The 21,885-nt window shown below is 52.8% G+C and carries 13 protein-coding genes; 5 read left to right on the top strand and 8 right to left on the bottom strand.

Translation table 11 applies throughout. The features are described 5' to 3' along the window. The first annotated feature begins 214 nt into the window (after window positions 1–214). Window positions 215–1,675: an IMP dehydrogenase gene (guaB, locus tag BLS94_RS04475; RefSeq protein WP_090957977.1), complete on the top strand. Its 1,461-nt coding sequence runs from the start codon at window positions 215–217 to the stop codon at window positions 1,673–1,675. Between the two features lie 198 nt (window positions 1,676–1,873). Further along, the gene (gene guaA / locus BLS94_RS04480) at window positions 1,874–3,436 is read left to right on the top strand and encodes a glutamine-hydrolyzing GMP synthase (RefSeq protein ID WP_090957979.1); all 1,563 of its coding nucleotides are present in this window, start codon (window positions 1,874–1,876) and stop codon (window positions 3,434–3,436) included. A 128-nt stretch (window positions 3,437–3,564) separates the two neighbouring features. Here the strand turns inward: guaA and BLS94_RS14495 are convergent, their stop codons facing one another. The 4 genes from BLS94_RS14495 to BLS94_RS04495 form a co-directional block, all read right to left on the bottom strand. Further along, window positions 3,565–3,714 (bottom strand): lmo0937 family membrane protein, encoded by a 150-nt coding sequence (locus tag BLS94_RS14495; RefSeq protein ID WP_143021647.1) that lies wholly within the window; start codon window positions 3,712–3,714, stop codon window positions 3,565–3,567. A 212-nt stretch (window positions 3,715–3,926) separates the two neighbouring features. After that, window positions 3,927–4,139 (bottom strand): CsbD family protein, encoded by a 213-nt coding sequence (locus BLS94_RS04485; protein ID WP_090957981.1) that lies wholly within the window; start codon window positions 4,137–4,139, stop codon window positions 3,927–3,929. A gap of 49 nt (window positions 4,140–4,188) precedes the next feature. Beyond that, entirely contained in the window at window positions 4,189–4,791 is a 603-nt protein-coding gene (locus BLS94_RS04490; protein WP_090957983.1) for a BON domain-containing protein, read from the bottom strand. 473 nt (window positions 4,792–5,264) lie between these two features. After that, window positions 5,265–6,296, bottom strand: a complete 1,032-nt coding sequence (locus BLS94_RS04495) for a sulfate ABC transporter substrate-binding protein (protein WP_090957985.1) — start codon at window positions 6,294–6,296, stop codon at window positions 5,265–5,267. 251 nt (window positions 6,297–6,547) lie between these two features. Here BLS94_RS04495 and BLS94_RS04500 point away from each other — a divergent pair, with 251 nt between their 5' ends. Further along, window positions 6,548–8,638 (top strand): hybrid sensor histidine kinase/response regulator, encoded by a 2,091-nt coding sequence (locus BLS94_RS04500; protein ID WP_090957987.1) that lies wholly within the window; start codon window positions 6,548–6,550, stop codon window positions 8,636–8,638. A 167-nt stretch (window positions 8,639–8,805) separates the two neighbouring features. On the opposite strand, the gene BLS94_RS04505 is transcribed toward BLS94_RS04500, so the two are convergent. From BLS94_RS04505 to BLS94_RS04515, 3 genes are all read right to left on the bottom strand, one after another. Beyond that, complete coding sequence (locus BLS94_RS04505) at window positions 8,806–9,123, bottom strand: DUF1840 domain-containing protein (RefSeq protein ID WP_090957989.1); 318 nt, start codon at window positions 9,121–9,123, stop codon at window positions 8,806–8,808. A 58-nt stretch (window positions 9,124–9,181) separates the two neighbouring features. Then, window positions 9,182–10,240: an SGNH/GDSL hydrolase family protein gene (locus tag BLS94_RS04510; RefSeq protein ID WP_176767792.1), complete on the bottom strand. Its 1,059-nt coding sequence runs from the start codon at window positions 10,238–10,240 to the stop codon at window positions 9,182–9,184. 138 nt (window positions 10,241–10,378) lie between these two features. Then, window positions 10,379–10,693 carry an ElaB/YgaM/YqjD family protein gene (locus tag BLS94_RS04515; RefSeq protein ID WP_090957993.1) on the bottom strand — a complete coding sequence of 105 codons (315 nt, stop codon included), beginning with the start codon at window positions 10,691–10,693 and terminating at the stop codon, window positions 10,379–10,381. Window positions 10,694–11,013: 320 nt separating this feature from the next. Here BLS94_RS04515 and BLS94_RS04520 point away from each other — a divergent pair, with 320 nt between their 5' ends. Then, window positions 11,014–11,502 (top strand): cyclic nucleotide-binding domain-containing protein, encoded by a 489-nt coding sequence (locus BLS94_RS04520; RefSeq protein ID WP_176767793.1) that lies wholly within the window; start codon window positions 11,014–11,016, stop codon window positions 11,500–11,502. Between the two features lie 233 nt (window positions 11,503–11,735). Here the strand turns inward: BLS94_RS04520 and BLS94_RS04525 are convergent, their stop codons facing one another. Next, a complete protein-coding gene (locus BLS94_RS04525) occupies window positions 11,736–20,321 on the bottom strand; it encodes a glycoside hydrolase family 94 protein (protein ID WP_090957995.1) in 8,586 nt (2,861 codons plus the stop codon). 791 nt (window positions 20,322–21,112) lie between these two features. Here BLS94_RS04525 and BLS94_RS04530 point away from each other — a divergent pair. Further along, the gene (locus tag BLS94_RS04530; RefSeq protein ID WP_090957998.1) at window positions 21,113–21,838 is read left to right on the top strand and encodes a Crp/Fnr family transcriptional regulator; all 726 of its coding nucleotides are present in this window, start codon (window positions 21,113–21,115) and stop codon (window positions 21,836–21,838) included. Window positions 21,839–21,885: the final 47 nt, after the last annotated feature.

Consider the following 21,885-nt stretch of genomic DNA (forward strand, 5'->3'; position numbering starts at 1 on the left):
CTGCTTGCTTTATAGATCGATTAACGCACCTCGTCAAGGAGTGGCTCTTGCATGTGTCCGCAAAAAACTTCCGGATTGAAGATACTGGCCTCGCACGCGTACCGAACAGGCCGAGCATGCTGCTTTGGACACACTGGCTCGTCCATCTTGATATAGTTCATTCGCCACAATCCACCGGGTTCGTTATAATGCCGCTTTGTGAAGGATCAATGCCATGAGACTGGTTGAGAAAGCTCTAACCTTCGACGATGTTTTGCTGCTTCCCGCCCACTCCGTGGTTTTACCACGCAACGTTAACCTGGCTACGCGTCTTAGCCGCGAAATTTTCCTCAACATACCGCTGGTTTCGGCCGCCATGGATACGGTGACCGAGGCCCCGCTGGCTATTGCGCTTGCGCAGGAGGGCGGCATCGGCATTATTCACAAGAATATGTCGGCGGAATCCCAGGCAGCCCACGTAGCCAACGTCAAGCGATTCGAAAGCGGGATAGTGAAAGATCCCATTACCATCCCGCCGGATATGACCGTGCGTGAGGTACTCAACCTTATCCGGAAATACAAAATATCCGGCTTACCGGTAGTGGAAGGTTCAAAAGTCGTCGGTATCGTCACCAACCGGGATCTTCGTTTCGAAACCAACCTTGATCAGCCCATCAAGAACATCATGACATTGAAAGAACGGCTGGTGACGGTAAACGAAGGCACCGGCCGCGAGGAGGCAATGACGTTGCTCCACAAGCACCGCCTGGAGCGGGTTCTGGTGGTGAATAGTAACTTTGAATTGCGTGGACTGATTACCGTAAAGGACATAATCAAGACATCCGAACACCCCAACGCATGCAAGGACGACCTTGGGCGTCTGCGCGTAGGCGCGGCTATTGGCGTTGGCGACGGCAGTGAAGAACGCGCGGAGGCACTAGCCGAAGCAGGCGTGGACGTGATCGTGGTGGATACCGCGCACGGACATTCACAGAGCGTACTTGACAGGATACAGTGGGTAAAGAAAAGGTTTCCACAAATCCAGGTTATCGGCGGGAATATCGCAACCGCTGCTGCCGCCAAAGCTTTGGTTGACCATGGGGCTGATGCTGTAAAAGTCGGAATAGGCCCTGGCTCAATCTGCACGACACGAATTGTTGCAGGAGTCGGTGTGCCGCAAATCACCGCAATCAAGAACGTATCCGATGCGTTGGCAAACACTGGCGTACCTCTGATTGCCGACGGCGGCATCCGCTATTCCGGCGATATCGCCAAGGCCATTGCCGCAGGGGCCAACTCTGTGATGTTGGGCGGACTATTCGCGGGTACCAGCGAAGCGCCGGGCGAAATCGAACTATTCCAGGGGCGGTCTTATAAAACCTACCGTGGCATGGGATCACTTTCTGCCATGCAGCAAGGTTCGAGCGACCGCTATTTCCAGCAAGCCGAGCAGAATGCCGAAAAGCTGGTACCGGAAGGCGTAGAGGGTCGTGTTCCCTTCAAAGGCAGTGTTATCGCCGTAATCCATCAGCTTATAGGTGGGCTACGCTCTGGTATGGGTTATCTCGGTTGTGAAACAATTGACGACATGCACGCCAAAGCCGAGTTTATCGAGATTACCTCTGCCGGCATTCGCGAATCTCACGTCCACAACGTGCAGATCACCAAGGAAGCACCAAACTATCGCGTGGAATAAGCTGCTAATGTAGCGAAGTAAGTACATCAAAATACCGCTGCTTGAATGGTCAAGTTGTGCTCACGCCAGCTGTCTTTCCTTGCGAGTGGATAAGCGTGTTGCCATTCACACCCTGCACGCTTCCTATCACGTCATTTTTAACTTTGCATTCACGCTCTACTTGAAGCTGCCGGATATCCCGGCGCACCCTATCAGGCCATGCATCAAAAAATACTCATTCTTGATTTCGGTTCCCAATATACCCAACTGATTGCCCGCCGAGTCCGGGAAAGCAACGTCTACTGCGAAATCCATGCATACGACGTAAGCCCGCAATTCATCAGGGATTTTGCGCCGAAAGGTATTATTCTTTCGGGCGGTCCGGCTTCTGTAGCAGGGCTTGAAACGCCACGGGCTCCGCAGATCGTTTTTGAACTGGGTGTCCCGGTGCTGGGTATTTGCTATGGTATGCAGACCATGGCCGCCCAATTGGGCGGCGCGGTTGAAAACTCCAGGGTGCGCGAATTCGGTTACGCTGAAGTGCAGGCAAAAAACAGAATTGCTCTGCTGCGAGACATATACGACCGTGCCGATACCGCAGGCAAACAGACTCTCGACGTGTGGATGAGCCATGGTGATGCTGTCACCACGCTTCCTCCCGGCTTTGAGGCCATGGCCAGCAATGCCTCCACGCCCCTGGCTGCCATAGCGGATGAGGCGCGAAAATTCTATGGCATACAATTCCATCCGGAAGTCACTCACACCCCGCAGGGCAAGGCCATTATCGCGCGGTTCGTGCACGATATCTGCGGCGCCGGATATGACTGGAACATGCCGGACTACATGGAAGAAGCGATCGGCAGAATCCGATCCAAGGTAGGCGCGGATGAGGTTATTCTGGGCCTGTCCGGTGGCGTCGATTCATCGGTAGCCGCAGCACTCATTCATCGCGCCATTGGCAAACAGCTTACCTGTGTATTCGTGGATAACGGCCTGCTGCGGATGAACGAAGCCGAACAGGTAATGGATACCTTCAGCAGAAATCTTGGCGTAAAAGTCATCCACATAGACGCCAGCGGAGAGTTTCTCAGGCACCTGCAAGGCGTCAACGATCCTGAAACCAAACGCCGCATCATTGGTAGGGAATTCGTCGAAGTGTTTCAGCGCGAAGCTGCGAAAATTCCCAGTGCGCATTGGCTTGCCCAAGGTACGATCTACCCGGACGTGATCGAATCCGCAGGCGGAAAAACGAAAAAAGCGCAGACCATCAAATCGCATCACAATGTAGGCGGCCTGCCCGTTACGCTGCATTTGAAACTTCTGGAACCGTTGCGCGAATTATTCAAGGACGAAGTGCGCGAACTTGGGGTGGCGCTGGGTCTTCCGCACGACATGGTCTTCCGCCACCCCTTTCCCGGGCCCGGACTGGGAGTTCGCATACTCGGCGAGGTAAAGCGTGAATACGCTGAATTATTGCGCCGCGCCGATGCGATCTTTATTGAAGAACTACGTATCTCGGGTTGGTACGAGAAAACCTCTCAGGCGTTTACCGTGTTTCTGCCGGTAAAATCCGTAGGGGTGATGGGCGACGGGCGCACTTATGAATACGTAGTGGCCCTGAGAGCAGTTCAAACCGAAGACTTCATGACTGCACACTGGGCGGAACTTCCATACCCCCTGCTAGCCAGGATATCCAACCGTATCGTCAATGAAGTGCACGGAATCAACCGCGTGGTCTACGACATCTCGGGCAAACCACCCGCGACGATCGAGTGGGAGTGAGCCTTTAAAGGAACCTAGTACCTTTTCGCTATGGCATGAGGCTCTGGTCGCACGTCCGCGCTCATCACCGCTCACCGCCGGCATACCAGTCTCCTTACTAAAGTACCGGCCCATGGTGTATAGCGTAATTAAAGCGGCTTGCGCCCGTTAATAATCCTAAGGAGGATAACTACGATGGCGATTACCAAGAGAATATGGATGAATCCGCCCATCGTATACGAGCTAACCAATCCCAGCAGCCACAAGATAATCAGAACAACTGCGATTGTATAGAGCATGATAATTTCTTCCTTTTTAATGAATTTATCACCGGCCTGGTTATGCCAACATTATTTCCCTGATTAGACACACGGGCCGGGTGATGCTTATTCCCCTTCTTGGCATCAGCTTTTGCAGTGGCTTGGGCGGCTTTTGCTTTCCTTGATTGATCGACGCCCAATGCTGACAATGATGCGGGATGCCTATTCATGACGTGACATCCCGCTCTACTCTAGTAGGTACTATCCTTCTGATTTTTTTCCCATTCGGAGATTTGCTCCTCCGCTTCTTCCTTGGTGATTCCATAGGATTCCTGGATCCTGCCGGCAAGCTGATCCCGTCGCCCAGCGATCCTGTCAAGATGGTCATCGGTAAGCTTGCCCCATTGTTCTTTGACCTTACCTTTGAATTGCTTCCAATTTCCCTCAACCTGGTCCCAGTTCATATTAATGCTCCTTATGTGCCAACGTCGATAAAGAATACAGGTACTTGCTTTATTTCTTGATGCTCAGCTCATTGACGACGCTCTTCACTCCTTCGACTCCCCGCGCGATCTCGCCAGCCCGATCAATTTGAGCCTGGTTGTCCACAAAACCGCTAAGCTGAACTACGCCGTCGCGTGTCACTGTAGAAATATCCGTGCTGTTAAGCCCGGGCTCAGCGATTAACTCGGCTTTGACCTTGGTAGTGATGATTCCATCATCTATTTTTTCGCCCACGGTTGTGTCGGTCGTCTTCAGGCTCATCTTATTGTCCACGTTTTTGACACCCTCGACCCCCCGCGTAATGGTTATCGCGCGGTCGATCTGGCTCTGATTGTCTACAAAGCCGCTAAGCTGAACCTCACCCTTGCGGGTCTCAACTTTGATATCGAAACCCTTGACATCCGCATCGGCGAGGAGCGCGGATTTCACTTTTGTCGTTATGGTGCCGTCGTCAATGTCTGTCCCCACCGTGGTTTTAGCCTCGGGCGCTGCCGTCGACTCGGGTGCTGTCGCTGGCTTGGGCCCTTTGTCCTCTGTTTTGCCGCAGCCAGCAATGGATAATGCACCGATGAGCGTTATGGTCAGAACTACTAATTTATTTTGAATATTCATGCTGTTTTTCTCCAGAGTAGATTTCAATAAAAGGTTGCCAATGGCTCGCAGCTAAAGGTGATGCATACTTTGCTCCACATGCTTCACATTGGCTGCCTTCGGTTGCTATCATCACGCTTCACCGACAATAGCTCAGTGCGCTGCCGCACATAAATTGGAAATCTTTTTCCTGCTGAATTTGAGCAACTACGATTTGCCCGGCTTGAAAACTGAAATGACAGACGGAATGATGATGAAGCGACAAGGCAACCTGCGCACGAAGGTTCTCGCCTGAATGCGCACCGGAGCTCGGAATGAATTGAATAGGACTCGGGAGAACTTTGGCAGGGCTCTAGGATATCCGCCAATGCCCATTATGGCTAGGGTTGAGTCATAGGCCAAATTTCCCGGCCAGGCTAACCGCCTCTTGATAAGCTCGCGCGGTTGTGGTTGTGGTTGTGGTTGTGGTTGTGGTTGTATTCACCAGCTTTCCGTTATCCAGCCTCACCGGTGACAGGATCAGCCCTGGATCCTTGCATCTGATCGAATACTCCGCCATTGGAGAAATGGACATTCTGGGCTTCCTTCCAACCGCCAAAGACTTCGTCGACAGTGAAAAGCTCTATTTGCGGGAATTGCATCGCATACTTGGCGATCACCTTCTCATCACGTGGACGATAGCAGTGTTTTGCTGCGATATCCTGGGCTTTCGTTGAATAGAGGTAATCAATGTAAGCCTTGGTCATCTCGTGCGCCCCGGCCTGATCGGGCACATCATTGATCACGCTGACCGTAGGTTCAGCCAGGATGGAGAGAGATGGCGTAACGACCTCAAATTTATCTCCATTTCCTTCTTTAGCAAGCAGATGAGCTTCGTTCTCCCAGGCCAGCAGCACATCACCAACGCCGCGCTCGGCGAAAGTATTGACTGAACCTCGCGTTCCCGAATCCATCACCTTGACGTTAGCAAACAACTTCCTTACAAACTCGAGCGCTGCCGTATTGCTTCCGCCCGACTGCCTGAACGCATAGCCCCACGCCGCCAGGTAATTCCAGCGAGCACTGCTGGAATTTTTTGGATCGGATGTGATTACCTCGACCGTCGATCGCGTGAGGTCGCCCCAATCTCTTAATCCCTTCGGATTACCCTTTCGTACAAGAAATACGATAGTAGAAGTAAAGGGTGTATTTTGCGGTACGGGCTTCACCCAATGGGGCAACATGAATTTGCTGCTTTTTTGCAGCGCCACCGGATCATAGGACAATGCTAGTGATACAACATCAAGCCCGTCCACAACGGCGCGTATCGGTACTCCCGATTTGCTCCGGGCTTGTTTAACCGTAACTTCGACACCAGTTCGTGCTCTCCAGTGGTTGAAGAAAGCCTTGTTGAAATCCTCGTACATTTTTTGTGTAGAGTCAGCAGTGTTAATCTCGGAGAAATCGTGCAGCGCAGCGATTGCTACGCCCAAACTGAGCAGGATTGCGAAAACGGCAAAAATAAAACGGGCGCGATATGAATACATCTTTTATTTCCTCTAGTGTAATAAACACAGGAGAGAATTTAACATTCGTTTATTTCAGGCGCGTTGCATAAAAATGAAGAAATAGAGTAGCTTGGGGTCCTGACCGGGAATGAAATATTGGCGGATGCAAGCCAGGAAACGATAAACTCTTATATCCGTTTATCTTTTGAATAAATGGCACGCCCGAGAATCGCGACGTATAAAATTTAGCCGTAAATCTTGATGAGAACGACAGACGGAGAAGGCTCCCCGTGAACATTCGAAACTTTACCAGTTTTTCCAACATTGCCCTTGTGCTGCTGCTAACGGGCATTGGCGCGCTCGTGTTTCATTCGCTGAGCATCCGCGAAGAACTCAACAAGAGCGAGCGCCACCAATTTCAGGCGCTTCTGCTTGCCCATGAGCTTCTCCAGAGCTCTGACGACCTTACCACGATGGCGCGGACTTACGTGGTTACCGGGGACCCGGCTTTTAAGCGCTACTTCATGGAGATATGGGATATCCGCAACGGAATACGTCCGCGCCCGCTTAATTATTCAAGCACATATTGGCATCTTGTGGCGGCCCATCGTGGTCCCACCGTCGAGCAAGGCGAGGCTATTCCTTTGCTGGAAATGTTTCGCAGGGTAGGCTTCAATAATGAGGAATATGCCTTGCTGCAGGAAGCGCTGGAGCATTCCGAAAAGCTGGTCATTCTGGAAAAGCAGGCATTTGCTGCCCTTGAGGGCTTATACGATGACGGCAAAGGTAATTTTACGGTACGCCGTAAGCCGGACCGGGAATTCGCCATTAGGCTGTTGTTTAGCGAACGTTTTATTTCCGGAAAAGCGGCGGTTGCGCGGCCGATTCAGGAGTTCATAGATTTATTCAGTGGACGCATGCAAACCCAAACGAACCTTGGATTTGCCAGGCTCGAGCGTCAGATCATGTTCGAAATGACACTCATCTTCATCGCTCTCCTTGCTACGACGGGAATCGTTTTTTACACCCGGCTCGGCATACTGCAACCTCTGGCGGAACTCGGTCGTCAGGTGGCCGGTGTCACCCGAGGTATTCGTCCTAGCCGTTATGGCAAAGCCACAAGTCATGAAGTCGCGAAACTGGCTGAAGCATTAGCGTTGGCGGACGCAGAAAAACAACGGCTTCTCGAGAATGAACGCGTTGCCAGAAATGAAGCTGAGCGGGCCAGCCAGCTCAAGGATGAGTTTCTGGCAACTCTTTCCCACGAATTGCGGACCCCGCTTAACGCGATCCTGGGCTGGTCGCAACTTATCCTGAGCGGGAATATGAAGAACGAGGATATTCATCGGGGCCTTGAAACGATCGAACGAAATGCTCGCGCTCAGAATAAGCTTATAGAAGATCTTCTCGAAATGAGCAGCATAATTTCCGGAAAAGTAAGGCTCGATATGCAGCAACTGGACGTTGTCAGTTTGATTGAGGCAGCAATTGAGTCGGTCAAGCCAACGGCGCAAGCTAAAGGAGTGGCTCTGCAAAAAAAAATCGCTCCGCGCATCAGCCCGATCATAGGAGACCCTAATCGTCTCCAGCAGATCTTTTGGAATTTGCTTTCCAATTCGCTGAAATTCACACCAAAAGGAGGAAAGATAGAGGTTGTCGTTGAACAGTCGAGTTCCTTTCTTGAGATCAGGATCAACGACTCGGGTCTAGGCATCGCGCCGGAATTCATGCCTTATGTTTTCGATCGCTTCAGGCAGGGCGATGCTTCGCTTACTCGACAGTACGGCGGCCTTGGCCTGGGCTTGGCCATTGTCAAACAATTAGTGGAACTTCACGGCGGTGCAGTTCGGGCAGAAAGCGCAGGGGCCGCACAAGGGTCGTCGTTTGTCGTGCATTTGCCGCTCTCTGTTGCGGATAATGTGAAAAATGAACCGGCACCCACGCTACGAGAGTACTTCGATGAAAAAAATCCCCCGCTAACAGGGCTGAAAGTGCTGGTAGTCGATGACGAATTCGACGCATGTGAACTCATCAAGCGAATGTTGACTCAATGCAAGGCCAATGTGATAAGTGCCGCCAGTGCTGCTGAAGGCCTGAAACTTCTAAAGATCGAGCGACCGGACGTGATTATCAGCGACATCAGCATGCCACAAAAAAACGGGTATCAATTTATTGCCGAGGTGAGAGATCTTCCTGAGAAAGAGGGCGGCAATACCCCCGCCATTGCGCTTACAGCGTTCGCTCGAGCGGATGATAGAGCGAGGGCAATGAGTGCGGGCTATGAGAACCATCTTCCCAAGCCTGTCGACCCGGTTGAATTGATCACGGCTATCAGCAATCTAGTCAGAAGAAGACCAACCGACGAGCAAAATTTACCATAGCCGGAAGATATTGATAATGCGCTGCATCCGCTTCAGTATCGAAAAAAACGATAACTGGGGCCGGTTGGAATGCCTACTCAAGGGAAGAAAAGTATCGACACCGGCGATTTGTATCTTGAGAAACCAGCCCATGTGACTGGTCCGTAAGAGGACCGTAAGCCAAAAGCTTAAACTTTATCCCACATTACATCACAGTGCTTTTTTGCGGCTGCGGTGAGTAATTCAATCAGAGGTATCGCTCGATAAGTCAGGCTTATAATTTGGTCATCCGGTTCCGTGTCTCCCGACTCCGTGCGCGGTTCCTGCGATCCCGATTTTCCCTCTTCAATAGCACGCTTCAAGCGATCGAGCGCGGCCGGAACATCATCGGCCAATATCGCACTGGGCACCGTTCCGCTATGCCCCATCATTTTCAATAGGCGATGCGCTGCATCTCCAAACATCATTATATCCGCATACGCATCGCTCTTGAATGTTACCAGCATATGAAACCACCCTCGCCTCGTCGCAGCCGTTTCGAATGGCTCGGTCTAGTTTCGCTGTTCAGGCGGCGGATTCCCGATGAAACACCCCGCTGGCCGGCTCAACTCGGCCCGACCGCTTGTACCCGCCGATACCCAGCAAGAATAGCCCCGCAACCAACATTGAGAAAATTTCAGGCTCTGGCACCGCGCTGGTTACCGTGGTGGCGAACGCCGCCCCGAGAAGGGAATGAGCCAAGGTTGTAGGATGAACGCTATCCCAATAAAGATGCGTCTCAGGATTATCACAGGAAAGAATAAGCAACGAGACGCACGCATTCGTTACATTGGTAAATCCGAAAGCCGCCGGATCCTGAATGATATTATTCAGAAAAGAATAAGTATCGAATTGATGAATATCCGCCGCGGGAAAAGCTGAATGCACGCCCCCCAGTTGAGTTGCCAGCTCATTATTGAAAACAATCGAGTAAGCATGAGCCTGCGTTACATCGTCATTGGTTCTGGCCTCGGGGGTGTGTCCCAGATCCCCACTATTCGGGACAAGAAAATTCCTTGCCCCTGCCGCCGCCAGCGTGCCCACATATGAGCCGATATTTTGCGCTGCGGCAACAGGAGAATTGTGTGTCAGATAGTCACCCCCGCCGCCCCATACGACATACAAAGCGTTGGGGTCGGCTACGCCTCCCGAATCACCCAAGTAACGTTCCAACTCCCGCTGCATACCCGGCAACGGCTTTAACCCTACGCCCAGTACGTCAAAGCCTCCCTCTTTGGTTGCACTGCCTCCGTCCCCGATGTTTCCCACACCCGATGTGGCGCCACCGACGGAGTAGCTGCGGAAATTGGTACTGTTCACTCCGCCGGGAAAAAGGGAGCCTGCCAGATATTCCGTAGCAACGGGTCCATTCGATAAGCGGCCATGAAAATAAGGACCGCAGGGATGAGAAGGGTCGCAATTGCCACCGAGGAGTTTATAAATGCTCGTAGCAGCAGAGGGGCTGTCTCCAATATCCGAAAGACTGTCTCCAAAGGTATATAAGCTACTGAAGGTGGCTGCCCAAGCGCTACCTCCCGTAAAAAGCAAGACAGAAAATGTGGCAAGAGCCACCCGTATTTTCATGATCAGTTCTCCCATTCTATTGGTGCCAGACAACTGGATAGTCAAGGCTACTGCTGACTCGGAATATCAAAACTCTCTTTGCGCTTCCGGCTTGACCATCCGCTCTTCCTCATGAGCATTCGGCTTCACGAAGGAGGATTATTCCCGGTCTCTCATCAAGAGCCCGATGAGAACACCAACCCCAACCGCCAGTCCGATAGTCCGCCAGGCATTTTCATGTACATAGTCATCGGTTACCCGTGCCGCAACCCTGGATTTGTCGACGACGGCGCCTTCAATATTTTGCAGATATTCCTTGGCGCCCCTCAGATTGTCGTCGATCTTGTCGCGCAACGCCTGCGCCTTTCCGCCGCCTTCGTTGCTTACGAATTTCATTAATTCCTCAGTATCGGCAATAACGGACCGAAAGTCTTTAATGAGTTTTTCTTTTGTTTCTTTGGCGGTTTTGGCCATCACATCCTCCAGGCAAGTTGATAGGTTATACTATTTGTATCTATTCTACAGATCGCTGCTTTGATCTGTCTCTTACGAGAACATTGCAAAAATGTTGCCGGTGCAACATTCTCCCTCAATTCCAACTCAAAATTGCTACTCGCACATTATCCTGCTAGACCTTTGTATTCCTTTCCGTAATAGCCGTCTGTCGGCCACCGCACATACGATCCTTTAGTTTGTATATATCCTTCAATTGCGCGTAAGACCCCGTGCGCTGATGCACTTATCAGCCGGCCATATACTGTTTTCGTCGAGACAGACGAATAGAGAGGAACGTAATGTCATATCTACACACACCTAAGCAAAATCTTTTTTTGGCCGCTCTCCCCGAGAAGGATTACGAGCGGCTGCAATCCTGCCTTGAGCTTGTATCCCTGCCTCAAGGATGGGCGGTCTACGAAAACGGTGGCGAATTAGACCTTGTGTATTTCCCCACCACCGGTATTATTTCCCTGCTCAAGATCATCGATAATGAAGACCCCGTGAAAATTGCCGTTATCGGCAACGAAGGTGTATTCGGCATTTCCATGCTTATGGGCCGAAAAATCACCCCAACCCGGGCAGTGGTGCAGCGCGGCGGTTTTGGCTATAGGCTTAAAGCAACTAATCTCCGAAGAGAATTCGAGCTCGGCAGTCCGCTACGTTATCTGCTTCAGCAGTATACGCAGAGCCTCATGGCCGGGATTACCAAAGCCACAATGCCTGCCATTCGCCCTGCTCTGAGATCCAGCATACCCTTAGCCGGTTCACCTGCTTCCTTGGCCTAGGGCATGAGTTTTCGGGCTTTAGCAGAGTTTACAGGAGAGCAACGGTTGCATTAAATAACGCCGAGATTCCTCCATTCATTCATGCTCTGCGATGGCTGCCTCTTCCATCAAGTTCTTGGAACGACCCTACACCGCGCCTGACAGATACCCATTCCGGTCGGAATGGCTTCCTGCGGCTAATATGCCGACAGGTAATTTCACAACAGCCCATCATTTCTGCTGAATCTGCTGAACTACTGCCGAATTCCAGGATTACCCAGCCGGACTTCGACAGTATGCGTCGCTCGATCATCCACAAGTGCAATTGCCAAATCTTGCTGGCCAACGCCATCAATAGTGAGGCTTTCGTTGTCCTCATCGACTGCTGTCTGGACGACAGTAATTTCATAGATTGTTTCCCCATGGCGGTACTTAACGGTGAACGTACCCCATTCGGCGGGAAGGCAAGGTTTGAAGTACAGTTTGTCCTCCGCCAGCGTGAGGCCGAGCAATGTTTCCAGCATCAGGCGATACAGCCAGCCGGCAGAACCCGTGTACCACGACCATCCGCCGCGACCTGTGTGGGGCGAAACCGCGTAAACATCGGCTGAGACAACGTATGGCTCCGTCTTGTAGACCTTAACCGCCTCGGGTGTCTGTGCGTGGTTTACCGGGTTGATCATCTCCAGCAATTCCCATGCGCGTTTATGATCTCCCAGACCCGCAAAAGCCATCGTCGCCCAGATAGCGGCGTGCGTATATTGGCCCCCGTTCTCGCGCACGCCCGGCACATAACCCTTTATATACCCCGGATTCAAGGGCGATTTATCGAAGGGTGGATCAAGAAGCTGGATAAGGTGAGCGTCACGTCGAACGAGGTGCTGATCCACTGCTTCCATTCCCTGCTGCTGACGCTCGGCGGAGCCCGCTCCAGACAAAACCGACCAGCTCTGCGCAATTGAATCGATGCGGCATTCAGGATTGCTGGTAGAGCCCAGGGGAGAACCGTCGTCGAAGAAGGCGCGAAGATACCATTTGCCGTCCCAGCCATGTAGTTCAATATTTTTACGCAGCAGATCAGCTTCGGCTCGGCATCGTCCTGCAAACGCTGGGTCTCCATACCGTTTGGCAATTTCCGAAAACCGGATGAGTATGTCGTACAGGAAGAAGGCCAGCCAGACGCTCTCGCCTCGCCCGTGGAAACCAACAAGATTCATGCCGTCGTTCCAGTCGCCGCTGCCCATCAATGGGAGACCATGCTCGCCAAAGCGCAAACCATGCACGATGGCTCGCACGCAATGCTGGTACAGCGTCCCGACCTCTTCAGAATGAAGCGGAAGATCGTAGTAAGATTCTTCGTCAGCGCCGACCTGCCGACCTTCCAGGAAACCAGCAGACTCATCCAGAACGCCGATATCGCCGGTGGTTCCAACATAATGACACGTCACCAGGGGCAACCATAGATAATCATCTGAACAGCGCGTCCGGATGCCGCGGCCCGCTGGCGGGTGCCACCAATGCTGAACATCTCCTTCTATAAACTGGCGCGAAGCCGACCGCAGCAGATGCTCGCGCACAAGAGCGGGCTCAGCGTGAACAAGCGCCATCACATCCTGCAACTGATCCCTGAATCCGAAAGCTCCGCCCGATTGGTAATAGCCGCTGCGTCCCCACAACCGACAGGCGATAACCTGATATAACAGCCAGCCATTGACCATCACGTTTACCGATGGATCGGGCGTCTCCACTTGTACAGTGCCGAGTGTACGGACCCAATAACGGTGCACGTTTTCAAGGACCTCACGCGCAACCGTAATTCCACGGAAGCGCCGCACGATCTTGAGGGCATCATCACTATGAAGCCCGGCGCCCAGACGAAAGACGATTTCTTGCGTCTGGCCGTCGAATAATTCCAACGGAACCCGGATAGCGCCACAGGGATCAAGCCCTGGCCCCACCCGTCCGGAAAGTTCTTTGGCCCTCATCGCAGCTGGATTACTCAATCTACCATTGCGGCCTATAAACTCAGTTCGGTCGCCTGTGACACTGCGTCCTTTGTCGTCTACATCAAAAAAAGCAACCTGGCCGGAAAATTCATTGCTGTAAGGATTGCGTGCAAGCAGCGCTCCACTGGCGGGATCTATCTCGGTAACGACGTGCATTCTGCTCTTCTCGGGCAAATCTCCCAACACCCATTCGACACATCCCGTTATCGAAAGCTGGCGTGGCCGCCCGGATTCATTGCGTACTTTCAGTGCTGTGAATTTGATAGAAGCGTCAAGGGCGACATAGACCCAGAGTTCAGAATGAATGCCATCCTCGATATGCTCAAAAACACTGTAACCAAATCCGTGCCGGGTAACATAAGGCGCTGCCCCTGGGCTCGGCAACGCTGTCGGCGACCAGAAATTGCCGGTTTCTTCGTCTCGCAGATAATATGTCTCTCCACCAGCATCGCAAACAGGATCGTTGTGCCATGGGGTCAAGCGAAACTCGTGCGCATTTCCACACCAGGTATACGCTTGACCGCTCTCCGAGATAACGGTGCCGAACTGCGGATTCGCCAGGATATTTGACCAAGGCACGGGCGTTGTCTGACCCTGTCCGGTCGTTATGACATATTCGCGCGCATCGGCAGTAAATCCCCCCAGTCCATTGGCAAAGAGTAGTTCCCGGTCCGGCAGCTTGACACTCTGTCCGGAATCAAGCCGACGTACCCGCTCCAATCCAGCTGCAGGAACCGGTAAATCCGCGGGTAGTCGGCGAGCCAACTGCTCCATCAAACTTCCATTGCTGTCGAGAATTATCACACGCGCAACGGTTTGCATCAGAATCCGATCCTCGGAGGCAATCTGTTCCGCGCGGCGGATAAAAATGCCACCTGGACGATCGAGCACGTGAGCTTCGGCACTTCCGGCCACCAGGCCCATGATATGCTCGTGCAGTAGTTGACGATAGCTCGAATGGTCCTCATTCCAGATCACCAGATCGACGGCAATTCCCTTCACTCGCCAGTAGGCGTGCGCCTGTACCAGTTGGCGCACCAGATTGATATTGGCGCCATCGCTGATCTGCAGCAGCACAATGGGGAGATCGCCGGAAATTGCGTATCCCCACAGTCCCGACTGGCTGCGCTGGTTTTTGCTCAGCACGGCGGGATCGGCGCGTAAATAACCGTTCGCATACAGTACCGAACCAGCCAGCCGGCCGAATAATTGGGCGTCGGACTCGGTCGCGTTAAGCTGGTGCAGCACAACCAGACTGTGAGTCCACGCAAGATCAAAGACGCGGTTCGTCATGTGCTGGTCCTGATACTTCTCGACCAGATGCATGGCGGCATGGCGGGAATCTCCGGCTCCGGTAACGATATCTATCGTTGCGGATTCTCCCGGTTCGATGGTTACGCACTTGCGAATAGCCACGATCGGGTCGAGAACCGAGCCTGAGCTATTGGAAAGCCGCCCCGGCGTTATCATCGCCTGCGGTGCGGACACGTCCTTTCCTCGCCCAATGAAAACCATGCGATCCGTCTCGTATGATATTTCCTCGGTAGCGACACCGTGTACCGCCATCAGATGAAACATCCAAGGCACCGTGTCGCTCTGGGAGCGCGGGCGCCTGCTGCATAGAATCGCATGCCGGTCTGGCAATATTTCCGTTTGTACAAAGAGATTCCCGAAAGCCGGTGCTTGCGCGTCACCCGCCTGCGCCGCGAGCACCACCTCAGCATAGGAAGTCACTTCGATTGTCCGGGGTGTCCGGGCACGATTAGTGATGCGGACCCGGCGTAGCTCGATGTCATCTTCGGGCGAGACCGTAATTTCAGTATGCGTATCGAAATCAAGGTCGCGTCGCCTGAACTCGACGCGTCCTTCTGAAAAAACGACCCCATAACGCTTGGGTTCTTTCAAGGTAGGCTGGTATGTATTCGACCAGAACGCTTCACTCTCCACATCGCGCAGATAGCAGAAACTTCCCCAATAGTCACATGTGCCGTCTTCCCGCCAGCGCGTAACGGCAAGATCCTTCCAGCGGCTGCTTCCCGCGCCGCTATTGGTTACCATGACGTGATAGCGACCGTTTGACAGAAGCTGTATTTCCGGAATAGGGGTGTTTGCACTCGATAGAAGCCGCACTGGCATCTCCGGGAGTTCTTTGACGACACGCACGTCGGGGAGCTCCGGAGCTTGGGTGCTGAAAACAGTGGCCTTGGGGATACGTTCCTGAAGCAACAAAATTGTTGCCTGAAATAAAGGCTCAGACTCGAACCGTCGTTGCATCGGGCGATCCAGCAGTAAATACGCCAGGGAAAGTAAGCTCATACCCTGGTGATGCGCCATGAACGAGCGCACCAGGGCGCGCGTTTCACCGCGGCGCAGCCGTGATGGCGTGTAGTCGACAGCCTCGTAAAAGCCGAATTTACCGACCATATCCTGGGCGGCAAGGTGCTGAAGGTTACGGCAGGCGGCTTCTGGAGCAACCATTAACGCCAGCACGGAGGCGTAGGGTGCGATAACCAGGTCTTCTCCCAGGCCCCGCTTGAGCCCCAGCCCCGGAACGCCAAACGCGCGATATTGGTAGTTGAATTGAACGTCGACGGCGTTATAGCCGGATTCCGAGATACCCCATGGAATTCCGCGTTCCTCACCGTACGCAATGTGGCGATTGACTGCCCCCTTGCAGGTCTGATCCAGGAGTGTGTTATCGAACGTGGGCATTACCAGCAGCGGCATGAGATACTCGAACATAGAGCCGCTCCAGGACAGTAAAGTCGCTTCGCCGCCGTAACTGGTAAGTATGCGTCCCAAGGCAAACCAGCTTTCCTGCGGCAACTCTCCCTGGGCAATTGCGACAAAATTGCAGAGTCTTGCCTCCGAAGCGAGCAGATCATAGTAGCTGGCATCCAGCCGATGTTCGCCTACGTTATATCCTATTGCGAGTTGCCGCTGCGCATGGTTGAACAGGAAGCCATAGTCCATCTGCGCCATACTGCCCGACTGAAGCGCCAGGCGCTCAAGGTTGGCCAGCTGATCAAGCGCAACCGCGCTACCTTGGAACGCGAGTTGTCGCAAGGAAGGGTTTTCCATCGAGTGTGCCACATCCGTACCATCCATGGCAGCAGCCAGCAGGTATTGGGGCACAAGGCTGATCAATTCCGCCAGCGCACTTTCACATTGCTTATTCAACGCCGCTGCCCACTCATGAGCTTCGCTGGAGGCCAAAGTTACCGGCTCTTCGTCAATCTCGCGAATAATCGCCCTGGAGTAGGCAGCCAGCCGATCAAGATCGACTTGCACGCTCGCGATTGTGATCGGGCGCACCTCTGCTGCAATCGCGAGCGCTTTTTCGAATTGTGCCAAAGAAGAATTTGCAGGGACGGAACCGGCGGTTTTTTCGAGTATCTGCAGTGTGTCGGCCAGTGCCAGAAATAAATGCTTGCGAATAATCGGCTCATCGGATATTTCCAATAGACCGGCACGCAATGTCAGCAGATGACCCGCCAGGTTGCCGCTATCCACTGTGGAGACATAGCGCGTCAATGGCGTCTTTGTTTTTGTATCGTACCAATTGTAGAAATGACCGGAATACCGTTCAAGTGTTTCCATCGAGTCCAATGTATTCATGGTGCGTTCAATGAGCTGTCCGGTACCGATATAGCCGAAGTCGTAGGCGGTAATATTAGCCAATAGCGCCAGACCCATGTTGGTCGGCGAGGTCCGGTGCGCGATAGCCGCGACCGGATACTCCTGAAAATTGTCAGGTGGTAGCCAGTTATCCTCCGGGCCTACGAAAGTCTCGAAGAAAAGCCATGTTCGGCGTGCAATCTGGCGCAAAAAATGTATCTGACCAATGGTTAACTCTGTGCTCCGGGGAGGAAGTGGCCGACTTATCCACCAGGCAATAGCGGGAGATCCAGCCCATAACAACAGTACAGGCAATGCTCCTATCAAAGCCATTGGCGCTGTAACCACCATTCCCACCGCCGCGCCGATTGCTGTTACAGGTGCTATCCACATTGATCGAAACGAAGCGCCGAGACCAGTGCGCCCATCCTTCACGTCAGCCGGATCAGTCCCACGTTCCGCATAATGGGAGGGATTCCATTCAAGAAGCCCGCGGTGAGTGATAAATAGCCGCACGTGGGTACGCAGGATCGCATCGAGACTGAAATAAGCCTCGTATGGAAGGCAGGCCAGTGTGAATGCTACCTGCCCGAATTGTCGGCCAGCCGTGCGTATGGAGGTGATAATGTGAGAACGCAGCGCGACTTCTTTTGGCTTGTTCAGCAAATCGATGATGACGGTTATCGCAGCAGGAATAAACAGCGTACCGATAACAACCAATGTCCAGAGCCATGCATGGGTGAGTGCCATCCAGCCTAATAACAAAAGTAGCGTCATGGCTACCGGGACCAGGCTGCGCCGAAGATTGTCCATCAGCTTCCACCTCGACAATGCGGATAGCGGATTTGGCTGATAGCTTCCCTGCGGCCCCGGTACACGCCTCAACAACCAGCTGGCGAGTTGCCAGTCTCCTCGAATCCACCGGTGGCGACGGCTTACATCCGCGCTGTAGCGTGATGGAAATTCCTCATATAACTCCACGTCACTTAATAATCCCGCGCGCGCATAGCATCCTTCCAGAAGATCATGGCTCAGAATTCGGTTATCGGGAAAACGGCGGCAAACCGTCTGCTCGAATGCATCGACATCGTAAATTCCCTTTCCCACGAATGAGCCTTCATAAAACAGATCCTGATAAACGTCGGAGACGATACGTGTATATGGATCGATGCCGGCCTCGCCGCCGAAAAGCCACGCGTATCGTGATTGGTTTGTACTCGACAGACTTACCGCAACCCTCGGTTGCAGAATTCCATAACCCTCGGTTACCAGTCTGATCTTCCCCTTCTCGGAGTTTTCTTCAAGCCTCGGTCGATTTAACGGGTGAGCCATCGCCCCTACGAATTGATGGGCGGTCTCCCGAGGCAACTGAGTATCGGTGTCGAGCGTGATGACATATTTTACGTTCGACAGCAACGCCGTATTACCTACGATAAGGGAAAACGCATCGCTTCCAGCCCCGCTTAATAAAGCATTTAAATCCGCAAGTTTTCCGCGTTTACGCTCATGGCCCATCCAGAGCCGTTCCTGAGGGTTCCACCGGCGTGGGCGATGAAATAGAAAAAAAAGGCTGTCCTTACCTTTTACGGCTGAACCATCCGCCCCAACCGTATTATCCGCAACACCGTTGGCATATTTTTTATTCAGCTCCTCAATGCCTGTTCGTGCAGCATCTAACAAGATTTGGTCTTCGGGCAGCGTTTCCTGATCCGCGTCCTTAAAATCGGTCAATAACGCGAAGTCAAGATTATCGTCGCGATTGGCTAAAAATCGGACTTCAAGCGCTTCAATAAGGCTGCGCGCGTCCGACTCGCTTGTCAGCATGGTGGGAACCACAACCAATGTTTGAAATGTCGTGGGTATACCTTTGGAAAAATCCATGCGAGGCATCGAATGGGGTCTTACCAGTAGAGGGCTTGCCCAGTTGACCAACGCCACCGCCAGTTGACTGATCGTAAAAATCGACAGCATGCCAACCGCTCCCAGCAACCATCCGTTAGCGCCGTCGGCATGGGCTTCGGCCAGTAGAATGCTGACCAGGCTTGCCGTAATCAATACGATCGCGCCGAGATAATGAAAAAGCGGATAGCGACGGCCGATTCGCCAAAGTTTCTCCAGGAATGAAAAGCGTACTCGTACTGCCGCCTCGAGGTCGGGCAAGCCATCGTCAACGAGATAAAATCCGACATGCGCCCTGGCTTTGTCGTCCGCCACCGCCGCTGCATCGCGTGCCATCGCGAGCGCTCGCCGCGCCACTTCCACTTCCGATACCGGACTTGCCTTGGCTACACGCTCCACCACATGCCGATACTGATCCCGGCTGGCGAAATCCATGCGGCCGTAGACCCCGTGCGGGTCCTCTCGCAAGGTCTGCTCCACAATGCTGGTGGTTTCGACGAAGTCGCGCCAATCGATCGCGCCCAACGTACGCAGCGTATTTATGCTGTTGGAGATTGAGACCTGGTCAGCCGCTTGCTGCTGATTTCCCAACTGCACCATTTGGTCGATTGTTTGATTCGATTCCGCAAGCCTCTGCTCGATCCAGGTCAACGGTAGCGCCAGCGCGGGCCCCTGCCCCTGTAGCCGCCGTGCCAGTTCGGAAATGAAAGGTGTAGTCATCGGCGGGTCGGACCGTGCCATATCAGCAATGACAAGAACTAGGCTCTTGGGATCTTTCTCGGCAATGCTCGTGATTTCCCCAGCCCAGGTGGCAGCAAGCTTACGGTCTATGCCGCCGGCAGCGACGTGAACGCCGACCCGTCGCAGGTTCTCGATCAGCGCGAGCCGCAGCATGATGGGGATGGCCCATAACTCTCCCAGCTGCAAATTCACGACAGCCTGATAGGCAGCGACAAAACGCCTGAGGCTCTCTGTGTCGACCCTGCCATCGCCGTGCGAGATCGCCTGCAAAGCGATGTCATATACTCGTGGAAGATTTGCACTGCCGCCGCGCGCAAGAAGCGGTAATTCGCGGCTATAGTTTTTGGGAAGATGACGCCTGGCCATACGTATCTGCTCTTCTATCAAATAGAAGTTGTCGTATATCCACTCGCCTGCCGGCGTAAGCAACTGATCTGCTGTTACCGCCTCCGTAAGTACGGTGCAGATGTTGAAAAGCGTATTTTCGTTCTCATCCAGCCTCGCCAGGAGCTGATCCGTGCCCCCACTTGTTGATAGCTCGTGGGATGCCGCAAGGATGCCGCCATACAGCTCCATTTGATCTGCACTGAACAGTTCAGATCGCAACGGCAGTTCTTCGCTAACCGGGACGCGTGGTCTTCCGATTTTTCTAAGCCGATCTGTAATGGGAAGTAAAAGCTCAGAAACAGTGAGGTCTCTAGCTTTCAATTTGATTATTCTCCGGGCTGCGATCGCTTAAACACGATCAAAAATACGTATCTTGATGGGTTTGGGTTTCTTAGAGTCGTGGGTCTCATCTTGAGCTAACATCCTCACGATGTAAACCTCTCCGATTGCGTAGCTCTTTAGCGGCAGAGCAAATAGTATAAGCAGGAAGAGTAACACTACGATATGTGTCAACTCCTTCTTGCAAGCAGCAGTTTTGGGAAATAGGTCTTATCGCGCAGTAGTCTCCTTTACAATTCGCCCATGAGCCCAGAATTTTTCATAGAGACTTTGCGTCCACCTTTGCCGTACCAGCCTCTGCTGTGGAATGGCTGCAACTCTCGGCGCGCTCCCCTTATTGCGCAAATATCCCCGATGCCGCAAGCCTGCTATTATCCTAGCTAAGGAGCAATGATAAAAATTGGCTCATCCATAGTATGTACGCTAGCGCACAAAATACCACCCAGTAAAATGGAATACTCCGAAAAAGGGCTGTGCTTGACAGAATTTGTATTCTAAGATAAATGCTATCATAAGTTGGATGGGAACCGGCCGGCGGAAGGAGGTGGAAGGGAAGAGGCCTCGAGCATTAGCCATCTTTTGCTTTCATTCCACCACGCCCACGCTGCGCTTACTTTTTTATAAAAAAATTTCTGTAGCGGATGCTTAGCTCTCCTCCACATCAGCCCGACCAGAACCGTCTCCTTGCCGCTTTGCCGGCGATTGAACTTGAACGCATAAAATCGCATCTGGAATTGGTTCATATGCCACTCGGGGACGTTCTTTGCGAATCGGGAGGGCGCCTTCCATACGTTTACTTTCCAACTTCCACCATCATTTCCCTGCACTATATCCTTGAGAATGGCGCGTCATCGGAGATTGCAGGCGTGGGTAATGAAGGCTTACTCGGTATTTCCCTGATCATGGGCGGTGAAAGTACCCCGAGCTGGGCCACTGTACAAACTGCCGGCTATGGCTACCGGCTGAAAGCCTCGCTTCTGTTGCAAGAGTTTAATCAAGGAGGCCCGATACAACGATTGTTGTTGCGCTACACTCAGGCGCTTATCACGCAGATCTCACAGACCGCCGTGTGCAACAGGCACCATACCATTGAACAGCAATTGTGCAGGTGGTTATTGTTAACACTGGACCGGTTGAATTCTCAGGAATTGGTCATGACTCAGGAATTGATCGCCAGCATGCTCGGCGTGCGCCGCGAAGGTATTACGGAGGCTGCCGGAAAACTGCAACAAGCCGAGATTATCCGTTATCGGCGCGGCCATATAACGGTACTCGACAGAACCGGGCTCGAAACACACGTTTGCGAATGCTACGATGTGGCGAATTGCGCCGAATTAAATGTAACCGAAAGGTATTCTGAGAAATAACGTTGCGCCATATTGAAGGTTACCGAAAAGGAGACCTTGATATGGTA

Origin of the sequence: Nitrosospira sp. Nsp18, assembly GCF_900103145.1 — a bacterium.
Lineage (GTDB): Bacteria > Pseudomonadota > Gammaproteobacteria > Burkholderiales > Nitrosomonadaceae > Nitrosospira.